Genomic DNA, 24,768 nt, shown 5'->3' with positions numbered 1-24,768 from the left:
CTGTCCTGAAGGGACCCCCATGACCTCCGCCCAGATCCGCACCGACCTGCCCATCCCGATCGCGGTCGCCGGCCACCACCAGCCGGCGCCGTTCTACCTCACCTCCGACATGTTCGGTGGCGTGCCGGTGCAGATCGCCGGCGGGGAGCTCAGCGACAAGGTGGGCAAGCCGGTCGCCGACCCCCACCGGCACACCGTTCCCGAGATCTACCTGCTGGTGTCCCCGAATCCGGGCGGGGCGCGGATCTCCGTGCTCCTCGACGGCACCGAGCACGAGCTCACCTCGCCCGCCACGTTGTACATCCCGGCCGGCGCGGAGCACCGGTTCGTGACGCTCGCCGCCGAGCCCGGCAGCTACTGCTTCGGCGTGCTCCTGGGAGAGGACGTATGACGGCCGCGCCGACCGATGCCCGCATCAGGCTGCACCTGAGCGAGAACCCGATCGGCCCCAGCCCCGCCGCCCGGGCGGCTGCCCACGCTGCCGTCGACCGGATGCACGTCTACCCCGACCCGGCCCGCACCGGTCTGACCGAGGCGCTGGCCGCGCACTACAAGCTCGATCCCGGTCAGGTGGCCGTCGCGAACGGCAGCGACGAACTGGTGCTGCTGTCGACGCTGGTCATCGGGGACCGGAACCGGCCCGGCCTGGTCAGCGCTGCCACCTTTCCCGGATACCGCATCTGCCTCGACACCGTGGGGCGCGGTCACCGTGCGGTGGCCCTGGCCGGGGGACGGCTCGACGTGGCGGCGTTCACGGCCGGCCTGGCCGACGCCGGAGTCGGCTATGTGTGCAACCCGCACAACCCGACCGGCGGGGCGTTGAGCGCCGGCGACTGGGACGAGCTGGTGGCGGCAGCCGGGCGAACCGGCGTACCGCTCGTCGTGGATGAGGCATATCAGGAGTTCGCCCCGGCGGGTACCCCGTCCGCGCTGGACTACCTGGACAGCGGGGCGCCGGTGCTGGCGCTGCGTACCTTCTCGAAGGCGTACGCGCTGGCGGGTCTGCGGATCGGCTACGCGCTCGGGACCCCGGACCTGATCAGCCGGCTGCGTTCGGCGCAGGGCACCATGCCGTTCTCGGCGAACCGTGCGGGGCAGGCCGCCGCGGTGGCTGCGCTGGCGGATCAGGCACACCTCGCCGGCGTACGGGAAGAGACGCAGCGACGTCGCGACTGGTTCGCCGACCGGCTCTGTGCCCGCGGACGGGCGTACCTGCCCTCGGTGACCAATTTCGTCGCCGTCGCCGTCACCCGTGACGGCGCCTGCCTCGAGCGGGAACTCGAGCAGCGCTACGGGATCCTGGTACGCGATGCCGGACGGTTCGGATTCACCGGGTACCTGCGGGTGTCGCTCGGCACCGAAGCCGAGCTGGACGCCCTGCTGGACGCGCTGACCGAGCGGGATCCGTCGTGCTGAGGTCGAGCTGGTCGCGGGTCGCGGCGCTGCCGGGCCGGGCCAAGGTGCTGCTGTGGACCAACGCCGTCAGCTCGTTCGGCGGAGGCCTGGTGCTGCCCTTCCTGTGGGTGTACCTGCGGGACATCCGCGGCCTGCCGGTCTGGGTACCGGCGGCGACTCTGGCCGTTCAGGCCGCCACCGCCGTTGTCGGGGGACTCGTCTGGGGCGCGTTGCTGGACCGCATGCCGTATCGCGTCGTCGTGCCGACCGTCATGACGATCGCCGGTGTCGGCACCGCCGCGTACGCTCTCGCCGGCACCCCGGTCGTCGCGCTCACCGCGGCCGTCGTCTACGGGATCGGCATCAGCGGCGTCGGCACCGTACTCCGCACGATGTACGCGGCGGTCACCGAGGGAGCGCAGCGCAGCCTGGTCTTCTCCCTGGACTTCGCCGTGTTCAACGGGATGACCGGAGTCGGTGTGGTGGCCGGCGGCCTCGTCAGCGTCGCCCACCTGGGCACCGCGGTCGAACGCTTCTCCGCCCTGTACGTGGCCGACGGGCTCACCTTCGTCATGACCGCGCTGGTCACGGCGGCGCTCCTGCCGCGGGGAACGGCGGACGCCGACCGGCCCGCCGAGCGTCGCCCCGGCAGCTACCTGTCGGTTCTGCGGGACCCGCGGCTGCTGGCGATCCTCGCGGTCATGCTGCTGACCTCGGTGGTCTGCTACGGCCAGTTCCGCTCGGGTCTGCCCGGATACCTCACCGCCAGCGGCGCACTGGGCGCGGGGGGCCTCTCGTTCGCCTTCGCCCTCAACATCGTGGTCGCGGTCGTCACGCAGTTCGCCCTCATGCCGGCGTTGCAGCGGGTGCGGCGCACGACTCTGGTCGGGCTGAGCGGCTTGCTCTTCGCCGGCTGCTGGCTGCTGGTCCTCGTCGCGGGCACCCAGCGCGGCACGGCTGCCGTCGTCCTCGCGGCGGCCGGCGTGACGCTGATGTCGGTCGGCGAGGTGCTGGTCGTTCCGGTCCTGAGCGCGCTGCTCAACGACGTCGTCGGTGACGAGGTGCGCGGCCGGGCCAACGCCCTGTTCTCGACCATGCTGTCGTCCGGAAGCGTGCTGGGCCCGGCCGTGGCGGCGATTCTCCTGCCCCCGTCGAAGGGACTGCCCCTGATGGTGTTCCTCATCGCCGGCAGCCTCCTCACCAGCGGCCTCGTCTGGGTGCTCCGGCGCCGGATCACCGACGATCTCGACCTCGAGCGCACCGAGGAACCCGCCCCGGCCGAACCCGCCCTGCAGTCATGACCCTTCTCGAGAGGAACACCATGCTTCATCACTGGCCACTGTCCGGTCTGCGCCTGCGCACCCCCCGCCTGGAACTGCGCTGGCCCGACCACCAGGACCTGGATGCGCTGGCCGACCGGGCGGCGGAGGGTGTGCACGAGCCCGGGTTCATGCCGTTCTTCTCCCAGTGGACCGACGGCGATCCGGACGTGGTCGCCCGGCGAGTGCTGCAACGGCAGTGGCACGCTGCCGCGACCTGGACGCCTCAGGACTGGACCCTCTACCTCGTCGTCGTCCATGACGGCACCGTGGTGGGCACCCAGAGCCTGGGTGCGAAGGATTTCGCCCTCGGCCGGGAGGCCTTGGTCACCGCCTGGCTGGGCCGGCGATTCCAGGGCAGAGGATTCGGTACGGAGGCCCGCGCGGCCATGCTCGCCCTGGCGTTCGAGGGGCTGGGCGCCGACTACGTCCTGTCCGTGGTCCGCCAGAACAACCTGCCGTCGCTGGGGGTCAGCAAGAAACTCGGGTTCACCAAGGACGGCATCCAGGTCAACGTCGTCCGGGGTGAGCAGGTGCGAAGCGACCGGCTGCGTCTGCACCGCGACTCGTGGGCGACGCACCAGGACGTACCGGTGACCATCGAGGGGCTCGCCGGTGCCCTGGCCATGTTCGGCGCGGACAGGGACGGGCCGGCTCCCGAAGGCGTGGTGACCGTGGTGCCGCAGGCGTCGGTATTGTCGGGCATTCGATACATCGACGAGGCCGACGATCTGGACATGACGGCACGCTGAAACCCGGCGTCCGGTAGCCCGGATGCGAGGATGGCCTCGATGGTGCCGCGCCGACGAAGGGTTCGCTCGCATGGTCTCGTCCTCCCCGGTCCAGGAGGAGCTCGGCAGGCTCGGCTGGTCGCCGGCCGACAACCTTGACTTCGTCGAGGCAGACGACGGCCGGCGACCCGGCCGGGTGGTCATCGCCCATGGACCGACGGTCGAACTCGCGTGGTTCCCGGGTGCCGGGCCGGCCGTGTTCGAGACGTTCGACCTGCGCCGCGACCTGAACCTGCGCCCGGTCGCCGGCGACTGGGTGGCCGTCCAGGACGGACGGATCGTGGAGGTCGGGCCGCGGCGGACCGTCCTGCGGCGACCGGACCCCAACGGCAGGGACACCCAGGTCCTCGCCGCGAACATCGACACCGTCATGATCGTTCTGGCGATCGATCGCGACCCCAGCCTCAAGGCGCTCGAGCGCCTTCAGGTGATGGCCTGGGACAGCGGCGCCGCGCCGGTCCTCGTCCTCACGAAGGTCGACGAGTGCGCCGACCCGGCTGCCGCCGTGGAGCGCGCGACCCAGGCGGCACCGGGCGTCCCCGTCGTCGTGACCAGCTCCTATCAGCGTCTCGGCCTGGACGAGCTGCGCTCGTACCTGGGTCCCGGCACGACCACGACGATGCTCGGCGCGTCCGGCGCCGGGAAGACGTCGCTGCTCAACGCCCTCGAGGGCCGCAACGAGAACGTACGGGAGGTCGGCGCGGGCGGGCAGGGCCGGCACACCACCACGACACGCCGGCTCTTCTTCACCTCCGGCGGTGGTGTCCTCCTCGATGTGCCGGGCATCCGGTCCCTGGATCTCCAGGCCTCCGAAGAGGCGGTCGACGAGACGTTCACCGACATCCTCGAGGCCGCCCACCACTGCCGGTTCCGCGACTGCAACCACGCCGGCGACCGGGGATGCGCCGTCGAGGAGGCGGTCGCGCAGGGCACGATACCGTTGCGCCGGCTCGAGAGCTGGCGGTCGATCCAGCGGGAACTGGCGTACCAGGAACGCAAGAACGATCCGATGGCCATGGCGGAACAGCGCAAGGTCTGGAAGCAGATGTGCAAGGACATCAAGCGACGCTGACCGCCGGCCGTTCTCACCGGAGCCGGGTGACCCGGGGCACGAGCGGTCCGTCCTGGTAGCCCGGCACCGCCGACCCGCCGGTGGTGGCGACAGCGGCGTACGTGCCGTCGCGCGAGAGCACCGCGCCGTCCCAGGCACGCCTCGTGCCGGTGAAGTCGTCCGGGAGCGGTACGTACCAGGCGCCCAGGCGGGCCGTCGTACCGGAGAACCCGGGCACGGAGATGACGCTGCGCCGGTCCTTGGCGGGGTCGAAGCCCGGGTCAGGCCGCTCCACGACCACCAGGGCCCGCAGCCCGTCGCGTGACAGGCGGCCGGCCACCACCCGGTCGGCCGTGGCGGCGGCGCCCGGGTCGCGGCTTGCCACCGCCGTGGTGCCGGTGGTCAGGTCGCGCCAGAAGGCCTGGGTGGTGTACGAGCCGACGTCGCCGGTGAGGTGATCCCAGGAGGTGAACAGCGCATACCTGCCGTCGGCGGACAGGTCGAGCAGTTCGCTCCACGTGTCGGCCCGGCCGTCCGCCCACGCTGACACCATGCGGGTGCCCGCGCTGGTCAGGTCGCGGCGGTACGCGTGTGCCGAGGACGGCGATGCGCCGGTGGCGGCGCTCAGATCCCTGGCGCTGGAGGTGAATCCGACGTAGCGCCCGTCGCCGGAGAGCACGGGGCCGGAGCTGGCGGCGTCACCGGGTGCGCCGGAGCGGTCGACGCTGACCAGGGTCTGCGTGCCGGTGGCGACGGCGGCGACGAGGACCTGGTCGGTGATGGCGTAACCGGTGCCGTTCCACAGTGCCGGTTCGGACGACACGTACCCGACCTTGGCGCCGTCGCTGTTGACCGAGGGTGAACCGCTGTGGCCCGCCGCGTTCCTGCCCGGCGGCCGGCTGATCAGCCTGACGGTGCCGGTGGTGCGGTCGGTCAGGTAGACGTCCGCGGTGTCGTTGGTGTCGGACGTCGACAGCGGCGCGGTCGAGGTGAACGCGATCCAGCGGCCGTCCGCCGAGATGTCCGCGTCCCAGCTTTCTCCGTCTCCGGCGGCGCCGGCCGGCAAGCGACTGATGAGGGCCGTCGTGGCGGTGGACAGGTCGGTGACGTACACGTCGGCCTTGCCGTTGGTGTCGGCGGCGACCACCGGTGCCGAGGTGGTGAAGGCGACGTAGCGGCCGTCGGCGCTCAGCGTGGGGGAGCCGGCGTCGCTGGACAGCTGCCCTCCGCCGGATGCGCGTACCACCGGCACCGACTCGTTCAGCGCCGGCAGCGCGGGGGACCGGGCTGCGACGGTGACTGCGGATGTCGCGCTGCGGCCGGAACTGTCCCGTACGAGCACGGAGAAGGTGACGGGCGACCCGGCGGCCGACGGCGTACCGGACAGCACACCCGCGGAGCTCAGCGTGAGTCCGGGCGGTGGCGCGCCCGCCGAGAGGCCCCAGGTGTACGGCCCGAGTCCTCCGGTGGCCTGCAGGGCGATCCGGTAGGAACGTCCGGTGAGGGCGTCCGGCAACCGCAGGGACCCGGGTACGGTCAGCGGCAGCGCCGTGGTCAGCGTGGTGAGCAGAAGGTTCGCGGTGTCCCCCGGCACGCCGGTGATCACGCGGGGCGTGGCGAGAGACGTGAGCCGGGCGGCGACGGTGGCCGGGCTCAGCGCCGGTTCCCGTCCCAGCAGCAGTGCGGCCGCGCCGGCCACGTGCGGCGTGGCCATGGACGTGCCGGACATCGTGGTGGTGGCCGTGTCCGACCAGTTCGCGGCCGAGGTGATGCTGTCGCCGGGCGCGAGGACGTCGACGCAGGGTCCACGGTTGGAGAAGCCGGCCAGCGTGTCGGTCTGCGTGGTGGCGCCGACCGTGAGCGCGGCGGGCACCCGGGCCGGACTGACCAGGCATGCGTCCCCGCTGTCGTTGCCGGCCGCCGCGGCCACGGTGATGCCGTCGGCGATCGTTGCGGTGACCGCCTGGTCGAGCACCGCGGAGGGGTCACCGCCGAGGCTGAGATTGACGACGGCCGGGCCGCCGGTGTGGTGGGCGATCACCCAGTCGAGGCCGGCGGCGACCGATTCGTCGGTGCCGTTGCCCTGGCAGTCCAGCACCCGTACGCCGATGATGCGGGCCTTCTTGGCGACCCCGTACGTGGTGCCCGCGACGGTGGCGGCCACGTGCGTGCCGTGGCCGTTGCAGTCGGTGGTGCCGAACGGGTCGTCTACGGTGCTGATGCCCGCGGTGCTGCGTCCGGCCAGTTCGGTGTGCGTGGTGCTGACGCCGGTGTCGACGACGTACACGGTGACGCCGGCGCCACCGCCGGTCCAGGCATACGTCCCGTTCAGCGGCAGGGCCCGCTGGTCGACCCGGTCGATGCCCCAGGTGGCCCCGCTCTGCGTGTCGGTCGCATGCACCGGGTGCACCATCGTCACGGCTGCGATGCCCGGATCGCGGCGCAGCCGGGCCGCGGCGGCCGGGGTGAGGTCGGCGCTGAAACCGGGCACCGAGTGCCGCAGCACACGCCGCACCCGTACGCCGGAATCCCGCAGCCGTTCGACCACCCCGCTGCTCTTGACCGTGACCACGTAACGATGGGCGGGTTCGGCGGCAGCAGCCACGGACGGCACTGCCGTCACGGCGAGCAGTGCCGTTGCCGCCGACGCGGCCCACCCTGCCTTGGCGCTGCGGGAACGTTCGTTCCTGACGTGACGCATCATTCTCCGATCGGTCGCGGCGACGGCCCGGCCGCCGACTTCGTCGGCCGTCGCGTCGCTCCACTCTGGTCGTGCCGGCCCGGTTCGACTGTCAGGTGTGCGACCGCCCGCGCCCGTCGGCGCGGCGCACCCGTTCCGCCGCGAGAATCTGCTTGGCTTCCTCGTTCGTGAGCCCGAGCTCCTTGAGCAGGCGACGCTGGGGGATCAGCAGCAGCATGCCGATCCCCACGCCGACGACCGGGCCGGCGACCACCGGCACCCCGGCAACCGCGAGAGCGACGATGACCGGCACGATCAGGACCAGCGTCGCCACCGCCGAGATCTTGAGGTTGCGATGGGAACGGATCAACCGGTCGAGTTCGTTCCGCCGCAATGCGCGCGCCATGGGGCCACCTTTCTCTCGTACGGGCACCGCTCCCGGTCCCGGACGGCCGACGGTAGGCGGTGAGCAGTCCCGGCAGCGGGCGACGGTCCGGCCGCACCACGGATCCGCCCAGGTCAGCGCCCCGCCGCCGGGCGCGTACCGGTCCCCGGGGCGGCCCGGTCCGGGAGGCGGCCCCGACGCCGGCGCCCGGACTTCTACAATCGCGGGAACCCCCGGGCCGAGGAGTCGCGCATGGCATCCGGATCACCACGACCTGATGACGACGCCATGGATCCCCGCACGGCCTTCGCCGCCGCGCTCGTGCAGCTGCGCCGGCGGCTGCCGGAGCTGTCCGACGAAATGCTCGCCCGCCGGGCCTCCTCGGCACCCCTGCCGTCCGGGCGTCGCGTCACCGTCAACGCCCGCCGTGTCGGCGAGTGGTTGCACGGCCGCTCGGTGCCCCGCGACTTCGAGCAGGTCGCCGCGCTGGTGCGGGCGATGGAGACGGCGGCCGGAGGCGTCGCCGCAGGCCGGGAACCGGGCCGGCCGGTCGAGGCCTGGCGCCGGCTGTGGCGTGCGGCGCGGGAGCACCGCACCGCTGCTGCGGCACCGGTGTCGCCGCCCGCGCCCGCGGGACCGGTGCCTGCGCTGGTGGTGGGCCGGCCGCCGAGCGACGCGGCATCGCTGCGCGTACGACCGGCCCCGACCACCAAGATCGACGAGGCACTGCGGGACCAAGCGGTGCGTCAGGTGCTGCTGACCGGACCGGGTGGTGCCGGCAAGACTCAACTCGCAGCGGCGGCGTTCCACCGTGCCCGCGCCGGTGGCGGGCTGTTCGCCTGGGTGCCCGCCTCCTCGCGGCAGTCCGTCCTGACCGCGTACGCCCGGGTGTGGCGAGCCATCGCGAACGGGGCGCTGGACGGGTCCACCTTCGGCACGGACGGCCACGGTCACGAGGAGGAGACCCAGGCCGATCTGCTGATGGCGTGGCTGCGGGCAGCGGACCGCCGATGGCTGATCGTGCTCGACGACGTCGAGGACCCGGCCGAGCTGGACGGACTGTGGCCGACCGGGGAACGGGGGCGCACCATCGTCACCACGCGCCGGCGAGACGCGATGATGATCCGGCCGTCGGTGCGGGTGGTGCCCGTCGGCATGTTCGACCCCGCCGAATCCGTGGCCTACCTGCGCAGCCGGCTGTCGCTGGACCCCGTGGTCGGCCCGCCCGAACCGGCGGACGCCGAACTCGCCGCGCTGGCCGCGGCACTCGGGCACTTCCCGCTCGCACTGTCGCAGGCCGCCGCCTTCCTCATCGACACGGGCATGGACGTGTCCGCATACCGGCGTCTCGTCGAGGACGATCGCGAACGGCTCGCCGACCTGTTCCCGCCGTCGTCACCGGCCGACGGCCATGACCGTACCGTCGCCACCACCTGGCGGCTCGCCGCCGGCCGCGCCGCGGCTCTGGCGCCGCCGGGGACCGTCATGCCGATGCTGCAGCTTGCCGCGGTCCTCGCCCCCACCGGTACGCCCGAGCCGGTACTGATGAGCGCGGCGGCGTGCGAGTGGATCGGGGGAAGCCGGCGGGACGCGCTGCTGGCGCTCCGCGCCCTGCACCGGCTCAGCCTGCTCGACCACCATCAGGGCGTCGTGGTGATGCATGCGCTCGTGCAACGGGCGGTCCGGGAAGCCGTCGCCCCCACCGTGGTGCCGCAGCTGGCCCGCGCGGCCGCCGACGCCCTCGACGAGGCGTGGGCCGCTGCCGACGGCGAGCCCGCGCTCGCCGCCGCCGTGTACGACGGAGTCGCGGCGGTTCGCCGGGCGGTCGGCGACCACCTGTTCGACGGGGGTATGCACCCCGTGCTGCGCAGGGTCGCCGAGTACCTGGCGGCCGTCGGACGCTCGGCCGCCGCCAGGGACGCCGCCGAGGACCTGCTGCGGCAGGCTCGTTCCCGCCACGGCGAGCGGCACCGCGACGTGGTGTTCCTGCAGACCCAGGTGGCGCGGGCCCTCGGTGACCTCGGTGATCCGACGGGCGCGTACGAGTTGCTGGTGCCGCTGCGCCGGCAGGCCGAGCGGCTGCTGGGTCCCCACGATCCGGACACCCTGGAGGTGCGCCTGCACGAGGCCCGGCAGCAGTTCGAAGTCGGCGCCGCGCAGAACGCCCTGCGCGACATGCTGTCCGTCGCGGAGGTTGCCGGCGCGGTCCTCGGCGACGACCACGGGCTGACCCTGCATGCCCGGCGCTACGTCGCGCTGTGCCGGGGCCTGTCCGGCGACCCGGCCGGCGCCCGCACCGGACTGGCCGAGCTGGCGGAGGACCTGTGCGAACGGCTCGGGCCCCGGCACCCGGAGACGCTTCAGGCGCTGTCCGACTCGGGGCGCTGGATCGGCGAGACCGGCGACCCGCACGGCGCCGTCGCGACGTACGAGTCCGCCGTGGAGGGGTTCACGGCCGTTCTCGGCCCGCTGCACCACGAGACGCTCGCCGCGCGGCACAACCTGGCGTACTGGCGGGGCCTGGCCGGCCGGCTCGATCTCGCAGTCGACGAACTGGCTGTCGCCGCCGAGGACGCCGAGCGGGCACTCGGCCGCAGGCACCCGACCACGGTCACGTTCCGCACCAACCTCGCCTACTGGCGGGGGATGGCCGGCGATCCGGTGCGAGGAAGAGCGGAGTTGGCCGCCCTCAAGGAGCTCGTCGACGACATCGTCGGCCCCGCCCACCCGCGCGCCTTGCGGGTCCGGCAGCATCTCGCCGAACTGCGCCACCGGGAGGGGGACCGGGCCGGGGCGGTCGAGGAATTGACGGCCACCGTGGCGGCGATGGGTGAGATCCAGGGTGCCGAGCACGCCCGTACCCGCGAAGCGGCCGAGCTTCTCTCCCGCTGGACCACCGCGGAGTCATCGCCCGCCACCCCTCACACCGCACCGAGTCGGACGGCGCGCAGGCCGAGGTAGAGCTCGGCGCACTCCTGCGCGTGAGCGGTGTGCCGGCCGGTCAGTTCGGCGATGCGGTTGAGCCGGTACAGGACCGTATTGCGGTGGCAATGCAGCCGCTCGGCCGCCCCCGCCGTGGAACCGCCCGCGGCGAACCAGGCGTCCAGGGTGCTCAGCAGGAGAATTCGCTCGTCCGGCGGGAGGCCGTGCACCGGGCCGAGGATCGCGTGGGCCGCCTCGGCGGCCACGTCGGGGCAAGCGGCGGTGAGCATGTCGACCGGTGCGCTGCCGTAGACGTGGGCGCCGCGGACGCCGGACGGCAGGCACCGAACTGCGATCTCCGCCTGCCGTCGCGCGCCTGGCACCTCCACAGGAGAGGTGAACGGCCGGCTGATCCCTACGCGGGCGACCGCGGCGGCCGAGAGCTGATCACGTACCGCGCCCGCCAGCTGTTCGTGCGGCAGGGCGAGCAGGCCCATCCGGTTCCCGCCGTACTCCACCCACTGAGTGTCCACTCCGATCCGGCGCATTCCGTATTCGTCGGCCGGTAGCGGTTCGGCATCGTCTCCGGTCTCGGCGCACACGACGAGAAACGCACCTTGGCGGTCGAGGTGCAGAACTCGGATGATCTCCAAGGCCGCCGTAGCCGTGCCGGCGGTGCCGTCCAGCAACGTGGTGAGCATGAGACCCCGGACGTCCGCGTCCCGGGCCGCCTGTTCGTCGAGGGCCGCCTGGTACGCCTCGGCCGCGGCGCCGGAATACTCGTCGATGACCGCCCACACGTCGGACGCCTTGTGCAGCAACCGGGTCGCAGTCTCCTCGTCGCGGGCGATGCTCAGCAGCCGGTCCCAGAGGAACCTGCCGCCGAGCCGGAAGGCGTGCAGCACGGCGGCGAGCGGGATGCCCTGCTCGGCTTTGAGCCGGCCGGCCGCGCGCGGGGCGCTGAGCGATGTCGGGCCGCCGCGCAGCGCCAGCAGCATCGTCTGCAGGTTGTCGTGCACGGCTGTCCGCAGCTGATCGTGGCTGATCCGGGTGCTTTCGGCGTACGAGTGCTCGCCGCTGAGGATCTGCGAGGTCAGCTCGTCGGTGAGCGCGTCCACGCGGCTCAGCAGCCGGTCGACGAGCTCTGCCACGTACCCGTCTGCGTGCACGGCCGTCGTCATCGTCGGAGTCTGGACCACCGTTGTGCGGCTGCACAAGAGCCGCGTCCGAAGTCCCGCCCGCCGCCTATGGCCCGGATCCGCGGACCGGGTGACTATGCAGGTCACCGGGACGGCAGCGCTCCGGTGAGGGAGGAATCGGATGGACAGCTACGACTACGTCATCGTCGGAGCCGGCTCCGCGGGGTGCGTACTGGCCGCTCGGCTGTCAGCGGACCCGGACGTCCGGGTCGCGCTCATCGAGGCGGGCGGTCCGGACACCGCCCAGGAGATCCATGTTCCGGCCGCCTTCAGCCAGATGTTCATGACCGACCTCGACTGGGCACTCGACTCCGAACCCGAGCCGGGCCTGGACGGTCGGCGGATCTATCTGCCCCGGGGCCGGATGCTCGGCGGCTGCAGCTCGATCAACGCCATGATCTATATCCGGGGGAACCGGGCGGATTACGACGGGTGGTCCGCCGGTGGCGCGACCGGCTGGTCGTACGAGGAGGTGCTGCCGTACTTCCGGCGGTCCGAGGACAACCAGCGCGGCGAGAGCCGGTTCCACGGCGCGGGCGGACCGCTGACGGTCTCGGACGGCCGGTCCCACCACCCGCTCGCCACCGCGTTCGTCGAGGCGGCGGTGCAGGCCGGGTACAAGCACAACGAGGACTTCAACGGCGAGGCGCAACTGGGTGTCGGTGCGTACCAGCTGACCCAGCGGGCCGGCCTGCGCTGCAGTGCCGCGGTCGCGTATCTGCACCCCGCGATGGCGCGGCCGAACCTGACCGTGTTGTCCGGTGCCCGTGCCCACCGCCTGGTGTTCGAGGACGGCCGGGCGGCGGCGGTCGACGTCGAGCGCAACGGCACCGTAGCGCCGGTCCGGGCGGAGCGTGAGGTCATCGTCTCCGCCGGGGCGTACGAGTCCCCGAAGCTGCTCATGCTGTCCGGGATCGGGCCCGCGGCGGTGCTCGCCCCGTTCGGTATCGGCGTCGTGGCTGATCTCCCGGTCGGTGAAGGGCTGCAGGACCACGTCATGTCGCTGCTCAACTTCCGCACCGACGTGGAGTCCCTGCTGACCGCGGCCACCCCGGGGAACGTCGAGCTGTTGCAGCGCGAGGGGCGCGGACCGCTGACGTCCAACGTCGGTGAGGCCGGCGGCTTCTTCTGTACGCGCGCCGACTCCACCGTGCCGGACGTGCAGTTTCACGCCGCCCCGGTGCTGTTCCATCAAGGGGGCCTCGGCCCGGTCCGGGAGCACGGGTTCGCGTTCGGTCCCGCCGTGGTAGCGCCGACCAGCCGCGGGTACGTGACGCTACGGTCGGCTCGGCCGGACGCTGCGCCGCGGATCCTGCACAACTACCTGACCACCCCGGAGGACCGGGAGTCGATCGTCGCCGGGGTGCGCATCGCCCGGGAGATCGCCGCGCAGCGCCCGGTGGCCGGCCTCGTCACGGGTGCGTTCGACGTACCGGCGTCCGACTCGGACGCGGACGTCCTGGCCTGGGTCAGGCGGGTCGGCATGACGCTTTACCATCCCACCTCCACCTGCGCGATCGGCTCCGTCGTCGATCCGCAGCTGCGGGTGTACGGGGTGGCCGGACTGCGGGTCGTCGACGCGTCGGTCTTCCCGTCCGTGCCCCGCGGCAACACCAATGCGCCCACCATCATGGCGGCGGAGAAGGCCGCCGATCTCATCCAGGAGGTGACCCGATGAACTCAGCACTCGCCGCCGACCAGGCGCAGGTCGTCGACCGCGCCGTGGCCGATCTCGCCCGGGGCGAATACACGTGGGCGGGGTACGACGTAGCCCGCCGCCGGGAACTGCTGCAACGGGTGCACGCGGCCACGGCTCAGCAGGCGGAGGCCTGGGTCCGCGCCGCGGCGGCCTACAAGAGGCTGCCCGAGGACAGCCCGTTGCTCGGCGAGGAGTGGATCAGCGGCCCGTACGCGGTACTGACCGGCACCGCCGCCCTCGCGGAGAGCCTGCGGGCCCTGGAGCGGGGTGCCAGCCCGGTCGACGGCTATTCGTTCGGCCGGGCGCCCGGTGGTCGGGTCGCGGTCCGGGTCCTGCCGCACACCCTCTACGACCGGCTGCTGCTGAACGGGTTCAGCGCCGAGGTGTGGATGCCGCCCGGGGTCACGGAGAACGCGGTCCGCGCCGGGGCCGGTCTCGGCCAGCGCCGGCCGACCGAGACCGGCGGCGTCGGTGTGGTGCTGGGCGCCGGGAACGTCACCTCGATCCCGGTCCTGGACGTGCTGTACGAGCTGTACGCGCACAACCGGGTCGTGGCCCTGAAACTCAATCCCCTCGCCGACGGAATGCTGGACGTGTTCCGCCGGGTACTGGCGCCGCTGATCGACGCCGGCCTGGTCCGGGTGCTGACCGGAGGCGCGGACCTCGGCGGGTACCTGGTCCACCACCCGGGTACCGCGCACGTGCACCTGACGGGCAGCGCGGCCACGCACGACGCGATCGTCTTCGGTACCGGCCCGGAGGGCGCCGCCCGCAAGCAGGCCGGCACGCCTCTGCTGGAGAAGCCGGTCACCAGCGAGCTGGGCGGAGTGTCCCCGACCATCGTGGTGCCCGGCACCTGGAGCCCCGCGGACCTGCGTTTCCAGGCCGAGCATGTAGCCACCCAGCGGCTGCACAACGGCGGCTACAACTGCATCGCGGCGCAGGTCGTGGTGGTCAGCTCGGACTGGGCGCAGAAAGACCGTTTTCTGACCGAGTTGCACGCCGCGCTGGCCAGGACCCCGGACCGGCCCTGCTACTACCCGGGCAGCGATGACCGGGTGGCCCGGGCCGTCGCCGCGTACCCGGGCGCGCAGCGGATCGGGGAGCGGGTGCTGATCGGGGGCCTGGACCCGGCGGATCCCGGCCCCGCGCTGGCCGACGAGTACTTCGCGCCGGTCCTGGCCGTGCTCGAGTTGCCCGGCGACGCCGCGTCGTTCCTGGCCGAGGCGGTCGCCACCGCGAACACGGCATTCACCGGAACCCTCGGAGTGAACGTGGTGGCCGATCCGCGCACCATGGCCGCCCTCGGTCCGCGGTTCGACCAAGCGATCGCGGATCTGCGGTACGGCACGGTCGCGGTCAACGCGTGGACCGGGGTCGGCTATCTGACCCCGACGGCGACCTGGGGGGCGTACCCGGGACACACCATCGGCGACGTGCAGAGCGGGATCGGTGTCGTGCACAACGCCGTCCTGCTCGACGGCCCGGAGCGCAGCGTGATCCGGGGTCCGTTCCGTCCGGCGCCCCGCTCGATCATGCACGGCGAGTTCGGGCTGTCGCCGAAGCCGCCGTGGTTCGTCACCAACCGAACCGCGGCCACCACCGGCCGGCTGCTCACCGGCTTCGCCGCCGCGCCGCGCTGGTCCGCCCTGCCGAGGATCTTCGCATCGGCCCTGCGCGGCTGACCCGGCAGAGTCTGGCCCGTCACCGTTGCCTGCCGCAGCGTCGCGGCCGGCATGGCAGGGCTTCCGCAGCTCGGCGCCGCCGCCCATGACCGTCCTCAGGTATGCGGGTTTCTGTCCGATATACCGACCGTGGCAGCCATGGTGCGAAGCCGGACCGGTGAGCGCACGCCGGACCGCGCTCGGCGGGTCGGCCTGGTGTTCGTTCTCGTCGGCGCGGCCCTGGCGCTCACGGCGGCGGTGGCGGCGGTTCTGGGGCCGCGTGTCGCGCTCGGTCGCCCGGGCGTGTTGTACGACGTGTACACGGCATCGATCGTCGTCGCCGCGCTGTCGTGTCTCGCCAGGGCGGTCATGAGTCCTGTGGAGCGCCTGGCCTGGTCGTGCATGAGCGCGGCGCTGGCCACGTGGGCTGCCGGCAACGTCTATTCGATCCTCGAGTTGCAGGACCTGGCCGCATACCCGGTGTTGAGTGCCGGGGACGCCTTCTGGATGTCCTGGTATCCGCTGGTCGGGGCCGGCCTGGTGAGTTTGCTGCGTCGCCGGATCGCCGCCGTGCCTCGCAACCTGTGGCTCGACGGGATCGTGGTGGGTGCGGCGGCGGGCGCCCTGTACGCCGCGACGATCCTGGATTCGAGCCTGCACCCGGACGTCGGCAACAACCCGGCCGCCGTCTTCGCGGCCTTCGCCTACCCCATCGGCGACATGCTGCTCCTCGCATTCGTCGCGAGCATCCTCGGCGTGCACGGCTGGCGGCTCTCGGGAAGCTGGGCCTGGCTTGTCGCCGGCCTCCTCGCATCGACGGTGATCGACGGCGCGTACCTGTCGTCGCACCTGACCGACCGGGTGCTCTACGGCTGCTGGCCCCTGGTCGGGGTGGCGCTCGCGCGTGCGGCCTGGCATTCCGGCGAGAAGCTGGCCCGAGTCGAAGTCACCGGGCGTCGCATGTTCGTGGCGCCGGCGGGATGCGCGCTCGTGATCCTCGCCGTGTTCCTCTACGCCGCGGTAGCACGAGTCAACCTGCTCGCGGTGGGGCTGGCCGCAGTCAGCTTCCTCGCTCTGCTGGGACGGGTGGGACTGCTGTTCGCCGACGTCCGCCGGGCAGCCGCGGCGCTGGAACAGGCCCGCGCGGAGGCCGACCACCTTTCCCGGGTCGATCCCCTCACCGGAACCGCGAACCGGCGCGCCTTCGGCGAGGCCATGAAGGACGTCCGGTCCGACGACATCGGCACCGGCATCCTTCTGGTCGACATCGACCATTTCAAGGGCATCAACGATCGGTACGGCCACGACGCCGGGGACGCGGTGATCGTCGAGGTGACCCGGCGCATGACGGCGAACGTGCGGCGCGACGATGTCGTGGGCAGGTGGGGCGGCGAGGAGTTCTGTGCCCTGCTGCGCCGGATACCCAGTTCGGACGTGCTCAGCCTGATCGCCGAGAACCTGCGGCTGGCGGTCTGCGACCGGCCGATCGACCTGCCCGATGGCCGGACGATCAAGGTGACGGTATCGATCGGAGCCGTTCTGCTCGATCACGTCACCACGCTCGACTTCGCGATCAACGCGGCGGACAAGCATCTGTACGAAGCGAAGGGGAGTGGCCGCAACCAGGTCCGCGCCGGGCTGGCCGTGCATCCTTGAGCTCCACGGTCGGTGTCCTTCCGCTCCCGCGTCACCTCGGCGATGACGATCGAAGAGTTACGGCGGCTGGGGTTGGCGCAGTTCCACCAGCATCGTGCGGGTCTAGGCTCCGCAGCGTGACCACGAACGACATGAGCGGCTCGGATCTCAACGACGTGCTGCTCGCGGTGGAGAAAGCCGCCCCGGTCGACGCTGCGCAGGCGGTGACGCGCACCATCGGGTTGAGCGTCGACGCGTCGTGGGTCTCGTTCCTGGTGGCGGACATGAGCGGCCGTGCCCTGGTACGTCTGGCTCACGTCCCGATCGGTGCCGTGGCCGGCGGCCGCCGGCAGGACGAGGACGTTGCGGTGGTGCTGCCCTTCGACGGCGGCTCTCAGGAGCAGGCCCTCCGCGCTCAGCGGGTGCTGGTCGAGGACGTCGACGGGCAGCACGTAGTGCGCGCACCGGTCACCCAGCGCGGCGAGGCTATCGGGCTGTTGGAGGTCGCGCTGCCGATTGCACCGACCGAAGACGTCCTGCAGCGGGTGTCGCGGGCCGCGCACACGTTGGCGTTCGTGGTGATCGCCAACCGTCGGCACACCGACCTGTTCGAGTGGGGCCAGCGGACGAGTCCGTTCACTCTGGCCGCGGAGATCCAGCGGCGGCTTCTACCCTCGTCGTTCACCTGCGAGGCTGACTCGTTCACGCTGGCCGCATGGCTGGAACCGGCGGCCAGTATCGGCGGCGACACCTTCGACTACAGCCTGGCCCGGGATCTGCTGCACCTGAGCATCACCGACGCGGTGGGCCACGGCGTGCACAGCGCGCTTACCGCGACCCTGTGCGTCGGCGCCCTGCGCAACGCCCGCCGCCGCGGCGGGACCTTGCTCGAACAGGCTCAGGCAGCGGATGATGCGCTCACCGACAACGCCGCCGCCCAATCCCCCTTTGCCACGGGGCTCCTCGGCCGCCTCGACCTGGCCACGGGGACCCTCCACCTCGTCAACGCCGGACATCCCCTCCCGCTGCTCATCCGCAACGGAACCACCGAACCGTTGACGCTGCCCGCCAATCGGCCGTTCGGGGTGCTGCGCCGCAAGCCCTATCAGGTTGCGGAGATCGAATTGCGGCCCGGTGACCGCCTGGTGCTGCTTACCGACGGCATGCTGGAGCGCGGCGCCGCCGCCCTGGACCTGTCCACCCGGCTACAGACCCTGGGCGAACTGCACCCCAGAGAGGTCGTACGTGTCCTCGCCGACCTCGTCCTCGACGTCGCCGGCCCCGTTCTACCCGACGACGCTTGCCTTCTGATCCTCGACTGGCACGGCGGACACGGCACCACCCGACACACCGCAGCCGGCGCGGAACCCCACCGCGCAAGTAGATCGAGCGGTTGACGAGAAGCACTGAGATCGGCGTCGCCGTGTGTCTGGCAGGCCACGGATCCACCGCCGGGATCGGGCTGTTGGGCTGCTGAGCTTGATGGCGCCGGTGCCCGGTATCGCGGCCGTTCGACGCCGAGGGGCGCCAAGGGCTCAGCGGCGCAGTGCCCGACGCCGAACCATGCCGATCGCAGCGGTTCCCACGAACAGGACGATCCCGATGATCGCCAGCCACAGCAGGCCCTTGATGGCAAAGCCCACGATCGCCAGGATGAGCCAGAGCACGAGAAGAACGATCAGAAGTACGAGCATGAGGGCCTCCGTCTCCACTTGGGGCACTCGCAGCGGCCGACCGCGACGACGCCTCGGCTTCAGGTCTTGTGCTGGCACGCGCCAGGTATCAGCAGCGGGCCATGGTCTGAACGTCATGCATTTCGCTGGCCATCATGTGCAACCGTTGGGTGGGCACGTAGCGGCGCAGGAGCGGAAATTCATCGCGTTCTTGATGCAGGGCATGGTCGGCCAGCGCGTCTGCCAAGACCTCGAACCTGGCGTCGAAGTCGGGATGCGTAGCGCCGAGGTGGCCGATTTCGGTGAGCAGACGTTCGACTTGTTCACCGTTGGCCTGAGAGGTGAGGGCAACGGCGTCACCTTCTGCGCTGCTGTTGCGGGCGGCCGGGTGAGCGACACTGAGCTCGCCGAGCTGGTGCAGGTGGACGGCGTGTTGCAGGGCGATGAGGGAACGCTTCTTCCGATCCGGTCCCGCCTCTTGTACGTCGGTGCACAGCTGTCGGATCTGCCGGTGCTCATGACGCAGGACGTCGACGATGTCGGGTGAGATCACTACCTGGAAAGCTTCCATGGCCGCCTCCTGGCGTGCCGAGCGGAGCGCCGAGGTCCAGGGCGGTGTCACCACCAACAGTACGCCCCCCCAGGGCGTGCACATCGGTACGGCAGGAAGCTGGTTTAGGGCACCGACGACGGTGGGGGACGCGCATCTGCACCGCGCGCCCGTCACCAGATCACGCTGGCGGGCGGCCGCCCCATCGCATGTCGCGGCCACGATCGCGATAGCGGCATCGCTGCCGCCGACCCCTGAAGTGAATCGCCGGTTCAGGGCCCTGGCAGCGCCAAGCGGGCGCACGACCCCGGGCCCGGCGAAACGTGATGCACGTCCGCGACCCTTCAACCATCCCTCTCAGGGTGACCAGTGAACCCGCCGACCCTGATATAGCGTGGCGGTGCCGGAGATGGCGATTGTCGCCGGCCCGCTGCCCCAGTCCTCGGTGGCGCACCAAATCTGACAAGGTGCCGGGGAGCAGCTGTGGTCGTCCTAGACCCGTCGCAACACCTATCCGTTGTGCGACAGGGTGACACCCTCGTACGGGTGGAAGGTTCACGGTGACGGCGGCGGGTCGTCACGCGCAAGTGCAGCCGCTCGAGTCCCCGTACCTGCTCACCTCCGCCGCCGATCGTCTTGGCACGGGAGTGGCGGTCACCGGTGACGTCGGCATGGTGGTGGTGGAGGTCGCGGTCTACGGTCGGTGGTCCCCACAGCTGAGTGAACAAGTCTCCGCCGCCTTGCATATGTGCTTGGCCGGGCCCTCTGCTGCGATCATCGTCGACCTGCACGATCTGGGGGATCCTCACGGAGGGAGCCTTCCGTTCTGGTTGGCGCTGTGGCGACAGGCCCGGCTCGGAGCCGCGCCGGTGTACGTGACTTTCTGCCTGCCCACCGCAACAGCGTTGAGTCGGCGCCTCCGATATCTCCAAGGACCGCAACCGCGCGCGTACACCACCCTGCCCGAGGCGCGAGCGGCGACCGCCGGGCGAATGTCTCGCGCGGATCGTCTGCAGATCCGGCTGGAGCCCCGGCCGGCATCGGTCAAGGTCGCCCGCACCCTCGTCACGCGGGCATGTCGTGCATGGGATCGGCAGAAGCTGCTGCATGACACCTGGCTGATCGCGTCCGAGCTGGCGGCCAACGCAGTGGAACACGCTCGCACCGACTTCGTCGTGACCGTGTCACGCAGCAACGCAAGACTGCACGTGGCGATTCATGACTGCGTCGCAAGGTTCCCGCACGCGAGTGAGCTGATGCTCATCGCCCCGCAGGCATCGCTCGGCGAACGGGGACGAGGACTGCGGCTGGTGCACGCGACAGCCGCCTCGTGGGGCACCGTGCCGACGCACGACGGCAAGGTGGTGTGGGCCGCCGTGATCTGACCGGAACGGCCGTCGTATCGATCTGTCGCCTGCCGGCGCAAGATCGCGTTGCGGCGACCAGCCGCCGGTCCCGGACGCACCACCAGGACCGTGCCGGATGATCCGGCTACCGCGCCGCACGAGGTCCGTTCCCGGAGCTGGACGCAGATGCCCACGGTCCCCTTCAGACCACGGCCCCGCGCGGCGCGACCTCGATCGCAGCGACACCCCGGCCGTAGAGCACGACGAGTCGCCCGCCATGTTCCGTGCGCAAGGCTCCGGAATCTCGTGCCAAGGTCGAGACCACGTGTTCCAACAGCTGATCCTCATCGGAGATATCGGGCTCGTCGTACGTGATGTCCATACGGTCGCCGCCGACGAGCCGTACGCGTAGCACCGTAGTCGCCATGTTCCCAAGCTACTCGAGCCGGGATGCCAGGTGCCGTGACGCGTTCGCAGGATGCTCGGCCGGCCCGGGCATGGCTGCTGCCGGTCCGGCGAGTTCAGCGGGTGTAGCGTTGCAGGCGTTGGACTCGTTCGGGTGACTTGGTCCTATTCGACCCGGCCTACCGACTATCGCCTCCGAACCGGGACGGGTGTCGTGAACTCCCCATGATCGGAGGCTCTGATGAGCTCTCTGTCCGTCTTCGCCGTGCCCGCCGTGGACCGCCCATGGCGGTGGGCGTCGTGACCGGCCGATTCGGTACTGAGCCGCCGCGGCAGGACACGCCCGGCGAGCTGGTGACGACTCTGCGAGCCGCGGGTGGCATCACCGCTGTCTGCGGCCACTGCCGCGCCTCGCTCGATGCCATGTCCGGGGTGGGGTTGACCGTGTTCCCCGGCGCGGCGCGGCGGTTCGTGCTGGGAACCGACGGGTCGTTGATCGACCAGATCGAGGACCTCCAGATCAGCCTGGACCAGGGCCCGTGCCTCGACTCGGTGCGTTCACGCACGCCGGTGCTGGTCGAGAACCTGGCAGACTCGGGGGCGACCGTACGGTGGCCGGCATTCACCGCCGAGGCGCGGCACCGAGGTGTCGCGGCGATGTTCGCCTTCCCGATACTGGTCGGTGGGGCGCCGGTGGCAGTGCTGGACCTGTGCCGGGCCAGCCCCGGCCCGCTGTCCCGTTGCGACCATGGCCGGGCCACCTCCTATGCCGCCGCGGTGGCGGTGCTACTCGTCGACGACCCCGCGAGCACGACCCACTGAACCTCGGCCCCGCCCCGCGCGGATGACCGCTCCGGCCGGCTCCGGCGACCGGGCGCTGTCCGCGCAACGCGTCGGCGAGGTCCGCCCGGCGCTCGCCGACACAACTCGCCGAGGACCGGCAGAGCCCCGCCGCCGGTCACCCACCGCGCGGGTTTTCCGACCGCACGGCGCCACCGTCGTCCTGGCCGTTCACGGCGGATGGAGTGTGGCCGGTCAGCGAAGCCGCTGAAGGCCCGGATGGCGCTGAACTACCTGATCCGGTGGCCGGCCGGTATTGCACACGCCCGCCGTGTCGCGCGCGCTCGGGCCCCGGCGCTACCCGATGGACTCGATGACGGTGGTCGCGGGATCGGTCCCGCCGGCGTCGAGGCGGAACGGCGGGTAGACGTCGGTCATCAGCGCGGTGTAGGCGGCCACCCGCAGGACCCATCGGTTGAGGCCGAGGATGAAGTCGTAGAGGCCGCGCGGATATGTGCCGGTGACGGTCAGGATGACCGCTGCGATCAACACCAGCAGGCCGATGAGCCCGCCGGCGGTCCAGCTGTACCCGTGGGTGTCGGAGTTCGCGGCGAACCACGCGCCTCCGCCGGCCAGGATTCCCACGATGACCAGGTGTGGCAGGACGAGCAGCCACCATTTCACCAGGACGAGTCCCCGGGAGAGGCGCTCCGGGTAGGTCACGTACAGGTGGGCGGGATAATCGGGGTCCTCGGCCAGTGTGAACGGCGGATATCGGTCGGTGCCCAAGGCGCTGTAGGCGTAGTAGCTTACTCGCCAGCCCCAGCGGAGCACGCCGACGTTGAAATCAAAGATCGCCCGCGGATAGCGGCCGGTGAACAGGATGGCGAAAAACGCGATGACGGACGACACGAGGAAGGCGACCCATAGGAAGAACAGCACGATGTAGTGCGGAATCGTGAGGACCCATTTCACCAGCCACAGCCAGCGGGACAGGTTCGGTTCCAACTGCGCGTCGACGCGTACAGGATAGGCGGATGTCACGGTCATGACGGTCCTCCTTCAAAGGTGTGGACGGTCGACCGGCACGTCGGCGTGCACCGCAGAGCCGTCGGAGCGCGGGCCCGGTCGGGAATGGTTGGCTCGGGAGTGGCTTTCCGGCGTACGGTGCACGGACCGGCTGCTGGGCGCGTGCCGATTCGATTCCCTGCAGTTGATTCCGCTCAACGCTGCTGGACGCAGCCGGCGTCGCCGCAGGGGGCTGCCGGGGTCTCGAACAGCGTGCCCGGGAGTGACGTCGATGTTCCGACGAGGCCGGACGCCGCTGACTCTACGCTTCATCCCGGTCGGGTAGTACCGACGATCAGGTGTTTCGCCGAGGCAGGACCATCGGTGCCGGCGAATCGGCGAGACGCGGTCAGGGTTGTCGTAAACAGTCGACCGGCCGGTTCAGGAGGGCCGCGACCTCCAGCTCGGCATAGCTGGGCCGCAAGCCCTCCAGGACGGTACGGGCACCGGGCCGAACGGTCTCCCGAGACGCCTCGGCGATCCGGCGCCGTACGATGCTGATGATCCAGCCGATGGCGTCGGCTTCCAGCGTGCGATGGTGACCCGCCAGCCACCACACCTCGGCGTAGCTGGCGGCGAAGATCTCACCGGTCCGGCTAGTACCCGTCAGCTCGACCGTCAGCTCGGTGTGGACCGCCTCCGATGTCCGGTCGAAGAGGGCGACGAAGGCCGGGACACTGCCCTGGGAGATCAGATCGATCAGGACGGAATCGGTGGCCTGCGGGATGTCGATCGTTGCCGGTCCGGCACCGGCCGTTTCGGTGCGCGGTCGGCGGTCGGCTGGTTCGCGAGGATCGTTGATCATGGGACTCCAGGCGGTCGGACATCAGAGGCCGCCGAGGTCTGGAGCGACAGGCACGTGGTCATCGAGCTCTGCCGTCACCGTACGGCCTGCCGGTGCCCCGCAGCCACCGGGTCCCTCGTCCGGGGCCGGTGGCAGAACCGCCGGACCGCCGGACCGCCGGGCCGCCGGACCGCCGGACCGCCGGACCGCCGGACCGCAAATCCTCGCGGGCTGCGCCGGTGGCTGACAGAGACTCAGCGGGATGGGCTGGTGAAGCGGCGGGGCGACAGAACCCGCTGCGGTCGCGCCTCGCGCAGCGGCGCCCCCACGGCGTGCAGATGGCGCAGCGCCTGGCGGTACGAATCGATCAGGCTCGTCTCCTCGTAGGGGACCCCGACCCGCGTGCAGTACGCGCGGACCATGGGTTGCGCCTTGGACAGGTTCGGCGTGGGCATCGCCGGGAACAGGTGGTGCTCGATCTGGTAGTTCAGGCCGCCGAGGAGCACGTCGGTCACCCGGCCGCCGGTGACGTTGCGCGAGGTCAGCACCTGTTTGCGCAGGTAGTCCTCGCCCCCGTCGGGATGCGGCATGCCCTTGTGGTTCGGGGCGAACGTCATGCCCAGGTACACCCCGAACACCGCGTGGTGCACGAGGAAGAACGCCAGGGCCTGGAGCGGCGACAGCACCACGAGCAGGGCGGACACGTACGCGATCCCATGGAGGGCCAGCAAGCCGGCCTCGAGGCCGCGACGCTTCATGCCCGGCCGCAGCAGCGCTTTGACGCTCGAGACACGGAGGTCGATGCTGAGCAGCGTCAGCAGGGGGAAGAACAGCCCTGCCTGGTGGCGGCTGACGAAGCCCTTCACGCCCCGCCGGCCCCAGGCGGACTCGGTGGCCCAGATCAGGAGCTCCGGCTGGACGTCCGGGTCGAGCTCGTCGTGATTGGGGTTGTTGTGGTGGCGGGTGTGCTTGTCCGTCCACCAGCCGTAGCTCATCGCGACACCGGCGTTGGCCAGGATCCGGCCCACCAGTGCGCTCGGTTTCTTCGTGCGGAACACCTGGCGATGAGCGACGTCGTGGCCCAGCAGGCCGACCTGGGCGAACGTGACTCCCAGGAAAACGGCGACCAGCAGGGTCCACCATGACGAGCCGACCATGGCGAAAGCGATCCAGCCACCGGCGAACATCGCGGTGACGACGATGAGGCGTACGGCGTAGTAGATCGGCCGCCGATCGAGCAGCCCGGCGTCGATGATCTGACGATTCAATGCGGCGAAATCGCTACCGGACGATTTCGGCCGTTGCTTGACAGGTGCGCTCATGGCGCGACTCCTAGAAGAAATGCCTGGCAGGAGCGGAGGTGCCGGGCTGGCGAACCGTGAATTGACGACGAGGGCCGCGGAGTCTGGACGGCCGCGTCGC

The 24,768-nt window shown here is 71.2% G+C and carries 21 protein-coding genes; 12 read left to right on the top strand and 9 right to left on the bottom strand.

All coding sequences use genetic code 11. The features are described from left to right. Positions 1-19: 19 nt before the first annotated feature. The 5 genes from ACIBO8_RS31730 (at position 20) to rsgA (ending at position 4,577) form a co-directional block, all read left to right on the top strand. Positions 20-391 carry a cupin domain-containing protein gene (locus tag ACIBO8_RS31730; protein ID WP_396119076.1) on the top strand — a complete coding sequence of 124 codons (372 nt, stop codon included), beginning with the start codon at positions 20-22 and terminating at the stop codon, positions 389-391. Then, positions 388-1,416 carry a pyridoxal phosphate-dependent aminotransferase gene (locus tag ACIBO8_RS31725; RefSeq protein ID WP_396119075.1) on the top strand — a complete coding sequence of 343 codons (1,029 nt, stop codon included), beginning with the start codon at positions 388-390 and terminating at the stop codon, positions 1,414-1,416. Before ACIBO8_RS31730 ends, ACIBO8_RS31725 begins: the two co-directional genes overlap by 4 nt. Next, positions 1,410-2,696, top strand: coding sequence for an MFS transporter (locus ACIBO8_RS31720; protein ID WP_396119074.1), 1,287 nt, complete (start codon positions 1,410-1,412; stop codon positions 2,694-2,696). The genes ACIBO8_RS31725 and ACIBO8_RS31720 overlap by 7 nt, the downstream gene beginning before the upstream one ends. After that, a complete protein-coding gene (locus tag ACIBO8_RS31715) occupies positions 2,693-3,466 on the top strand; it encodes a GNAT family N-acetyltransferase (protein ID WP_396119073.1) in 774 nt (257 codons plus the stop codon). The genes ACIBO8_RS31720 and ACIBO8_RS31715 overlap by 4 nt, the downstream gene beginning before the upstream one ends. A gap of 70 nt (positions 3,467-3,536) precedes the next feature. Further along, positions 3,537-4,577: a ribosome small subunit-dependent GTPase A gene (rsgA, locus tag ACIBO8_RS31710; protein WP_396119072.1), complete on the top strand. Its 1,041-nt coding sequence runs from the start codon at positions 3,537-3,539 to the stop codon at positions 4,575-4,577. Between the two features lie 13 nt (positions 4,578-4,590). Here rsgA and ACIBO8_RS31705 read toward each other — a convergent pair whose 3' ends face one another. Continuing rightward, positions 4,591-7,161, bottom strand: coding sequence for a S8 family serine peptidase (locus ACIBO8_RS31705; RefSeq protein WP_396119071.1), 2,571 nt, complete (start codon positions 7,159-7,161; stop codon positions 4,591-4,593). 187 nt (positions 7,162-7,348) lie between these two features. Next, positions 7,349-7,642, bottom strand: a complete 294-nt coding sequence (locus ACIBO8_RS31700; protein ID WP_396119070.1) for a hypothetical protein — start codon at positions 7,640-7,642, stop codon at positions 7,349-7,351. 267 nt (positions 7,643-7,909) lie between these two features. Here ACIBO8_RS31700 and ACIBO8_RS31695 point away from each other — a divergent pair, with 267 nt between their 5' ends. Then, the gene (locus ACIBO8_RS31695; protein ID WP_396119069.1) at positions 7,910-10,582 is read left to right on the top strand and encodes an NB-ARC domain-containing protein; all 2,673 of its coding nucleotides are present in this window, start codon (positions 7,910-7,912) and stop codon (positions 10,580-10,582) included. On the opposite strand, the gene ACIBO8_RS31690 is transcribed toward ACIBO8_RS31695, so the two are convergent. Then, positions 10,543-11,724 carry a PucR family transcriptional regulator gene (locus ACIBO8_RS31690; RefSeq protein ID WP_396119067.1) on the bottom strand — a complete coding sequence of 394 codons (1,182 nt, stop codon included), beginning with the start codon at positions 11,722-11,724 and terminating at the stop codon, positions 10,543-10,545. The two genes, ACIBO8_RS31695 and ACIBO8_RS31690, sit on opposite strands and share 40 nt — an antisense overlap. A 139-nt stretch (positions 11,725-11,863) precedes the next feature. On the opposite strand from ACIBO8_RS31690, the gene ACIBO8_RS31685 reads away from it, so the two are divergent. The 4 genes from ACIBO8_RS31685 to ACIBO8_RS31670 all read left to right on the top strand — a co-directional run bounded on the left by ACIBO8_RS31685 (position 11,864) and on the right by ACIBO8_RS31670 (position 18,137). Next, the gene (locus tag ACIBO8_RS31685) at positions 11,864-13,420 is read left to right on the top strand and encodes a GMC family oxidoreductase (protein WP_396119066.1); all 1,557 of its coding nucleotides are present in this window, start codon (positions 11,864-11,866) and stop codon (positions 13,418-13,420) included. Continuing rightward, positions 13,417-15,126, top strand: coding sequence for an aldehyde dehydrogenase family protein (locus ACIBO8_RS31680; protein ID WP_396119065.1), 1,710 nt, complete (start codon positions 13,417-13,419; stop codon positions 15,124-15,126). The genes ACIBO8_RS31685 and ACIBO8_RS31680 overlap by 4 nt, the downstream gene beginning before the upstream one ends. A 51-nt stretch (positions 15,127-15,177) precedes the next feature. Then, on the top strand, positions 15,178-16,761 hold the full coding sequence (locus ACIBO8_RS31675) for a diguanylate cyclase (RefSeq protein WP_396119064.1): 1,584 nt from the start codon (positions 15,178-15,180) through the stop codon (positions 16,759-16,761). Between the two features lie 116 nt (positions 16,762-16,877). After that, complete coding sequence (locus ACIBO8_RS31670) at positions 16,878-18,137, top strand: PP2C family protein-serine/threonine phosphatase (protein WP_396119063.1); 1,260 nt, start codon at positions 16,878-16,880, stop codon at positions 18,135-18,137. Positions 18,138-18,275: 138 nt separating this feature from the next. Here ACIBO8_RS31670 and ACIBO8_RS31665 read toward each other — a convergent pair whose 3' ends face one another. Then, positions 18,276-18,434, bottom strand: a complete 159-nt coding sequence (locus ACIBO8_RS31665; RefSeq protein ID WP_366153337.1) for a hypothetical protein — start codon at positions 18,432-18,434, stop codon at positions 18,276-18,278. Positions 18,435-18,522: 88 nt separating this feature from the next. After that, positions 18,523-18,984, bottom strand: coding sequence for a hemerythrin domain-containing protein (locus tag ACIBO8_RS31660; RefSeq protein ID WP_396119062.1), 462 nt, complete (start codon positions 18,982-18,984; stop codon positions 18,523-18,525). Positions 18,985-19,523: 539 nt separating this feature from the next. On the opposite strand from ACIBO8_RS31660, the gene ACIBO8_RS31655 reads away from it, so the two are divergent. Next, positions 19,524-20,348, top strand: a complete 825-nt coding sequence (locus tag ACIBO8_RS31655; RefSeq protein WP_396119061.1) for an ATP-binding protein — start codon at positions 19,524-19,526, stop codon at positions 20,346-20,348. Between the two features lie 163 nt (positions 20,349-20,511). On the opposite strand, the gene ACIBO8_RS31650 is transcribed toward ACIBO8_RS31655, so the two are convergent. Next, entirely contained in the window at positions 20,512-20,736 is a 225-nt protein-coding gene (locus ACIBO8_RS31650; RefSeq protein ID WP_396119060.1) for a hypothetical protein, read from the bottom strand. A gap of 278 nt (positions 20,737-21,014) precedes the next feature. On the opposite strand from ACIBO8_RS31650, the gene ACIBO8_RS31645 reads away from it, so the two are divergent. Continuing rightward, on the top strand, positions 21,015-21,536 hold the full coding sequence (locus ACIBO8_RS31645; protein ID WP_396119058.1) for a GAF domain-containing protein: 522 nt from the start codon (positions 21,015-21,017) through the stop codon (positions 21,534-21,536). 315 nt (positions 21,537-21,851) lie between these two features. Here the strand turns inward: ACIBO8_RS31645 and ACIBO8_RS31640 are convergent, their stop codons facing one another. The 3 genes from ACIBO8_RS31640 to ACIBO8_RS31630 all read right to left on the bottom strand — a co-directional run bounded on the left by ACIBO8_RS31640 (position 21,852) and on the right by ACIBO8_RS31630 (position 24,668). Next, positions 21,852-22,544, bottom strand: coding sequence for a DUF4389 domain-containing protein (locus ACIBO8_RS31640; RefSeq protein ID WP_396119057.1), 693 nt, complete (start codon positions 22,542-22,544; stop codon positions 21,852-21,854). Positions 22,545-22,911: 367 nt separating this feature from the next. Continuing rightward, entirely contained in the window at positions 22,912-23,367 is a 456-nt protein-coding gene (locus ACIBO8_RS31635; RefSeq protein WP_396119056.1) for a hypothetical protein, read from the bottom strand. A 233-nt stretch (positions 23,368-23,600) separates the two neighbouring features. Further along, positions 23,601-24,668 carry a fatty acid desaturase family protein gene (locus tag ACIBO8_RS31630; RefSeq protein ID WP_396119055.1) on the bottom strand — a complete coding sequence of 356 codons (1,068 nt, stop codon included), beginning with the start codon at positions 24,666-24,668 and terminating at the stop codon, positions 23,601-23,603. Positions 24,669-24,768 lie beyond the last annotated feature (100 nt).

The organism is Actinoplanes sp. NPDC049681 (genome assembly GCF_044465265.1).
Classification (GTDB): Bacteria; Actinomycetota; Actinomycetes; order Mycobacteriales; family Micromonosporaceae; genus Actinoplanes.
The sequence above is the reverse complement of the archived record's forward strand: the minus strand, read 5'-3'. Positions and strand labels throughout refer to the sequence as shown.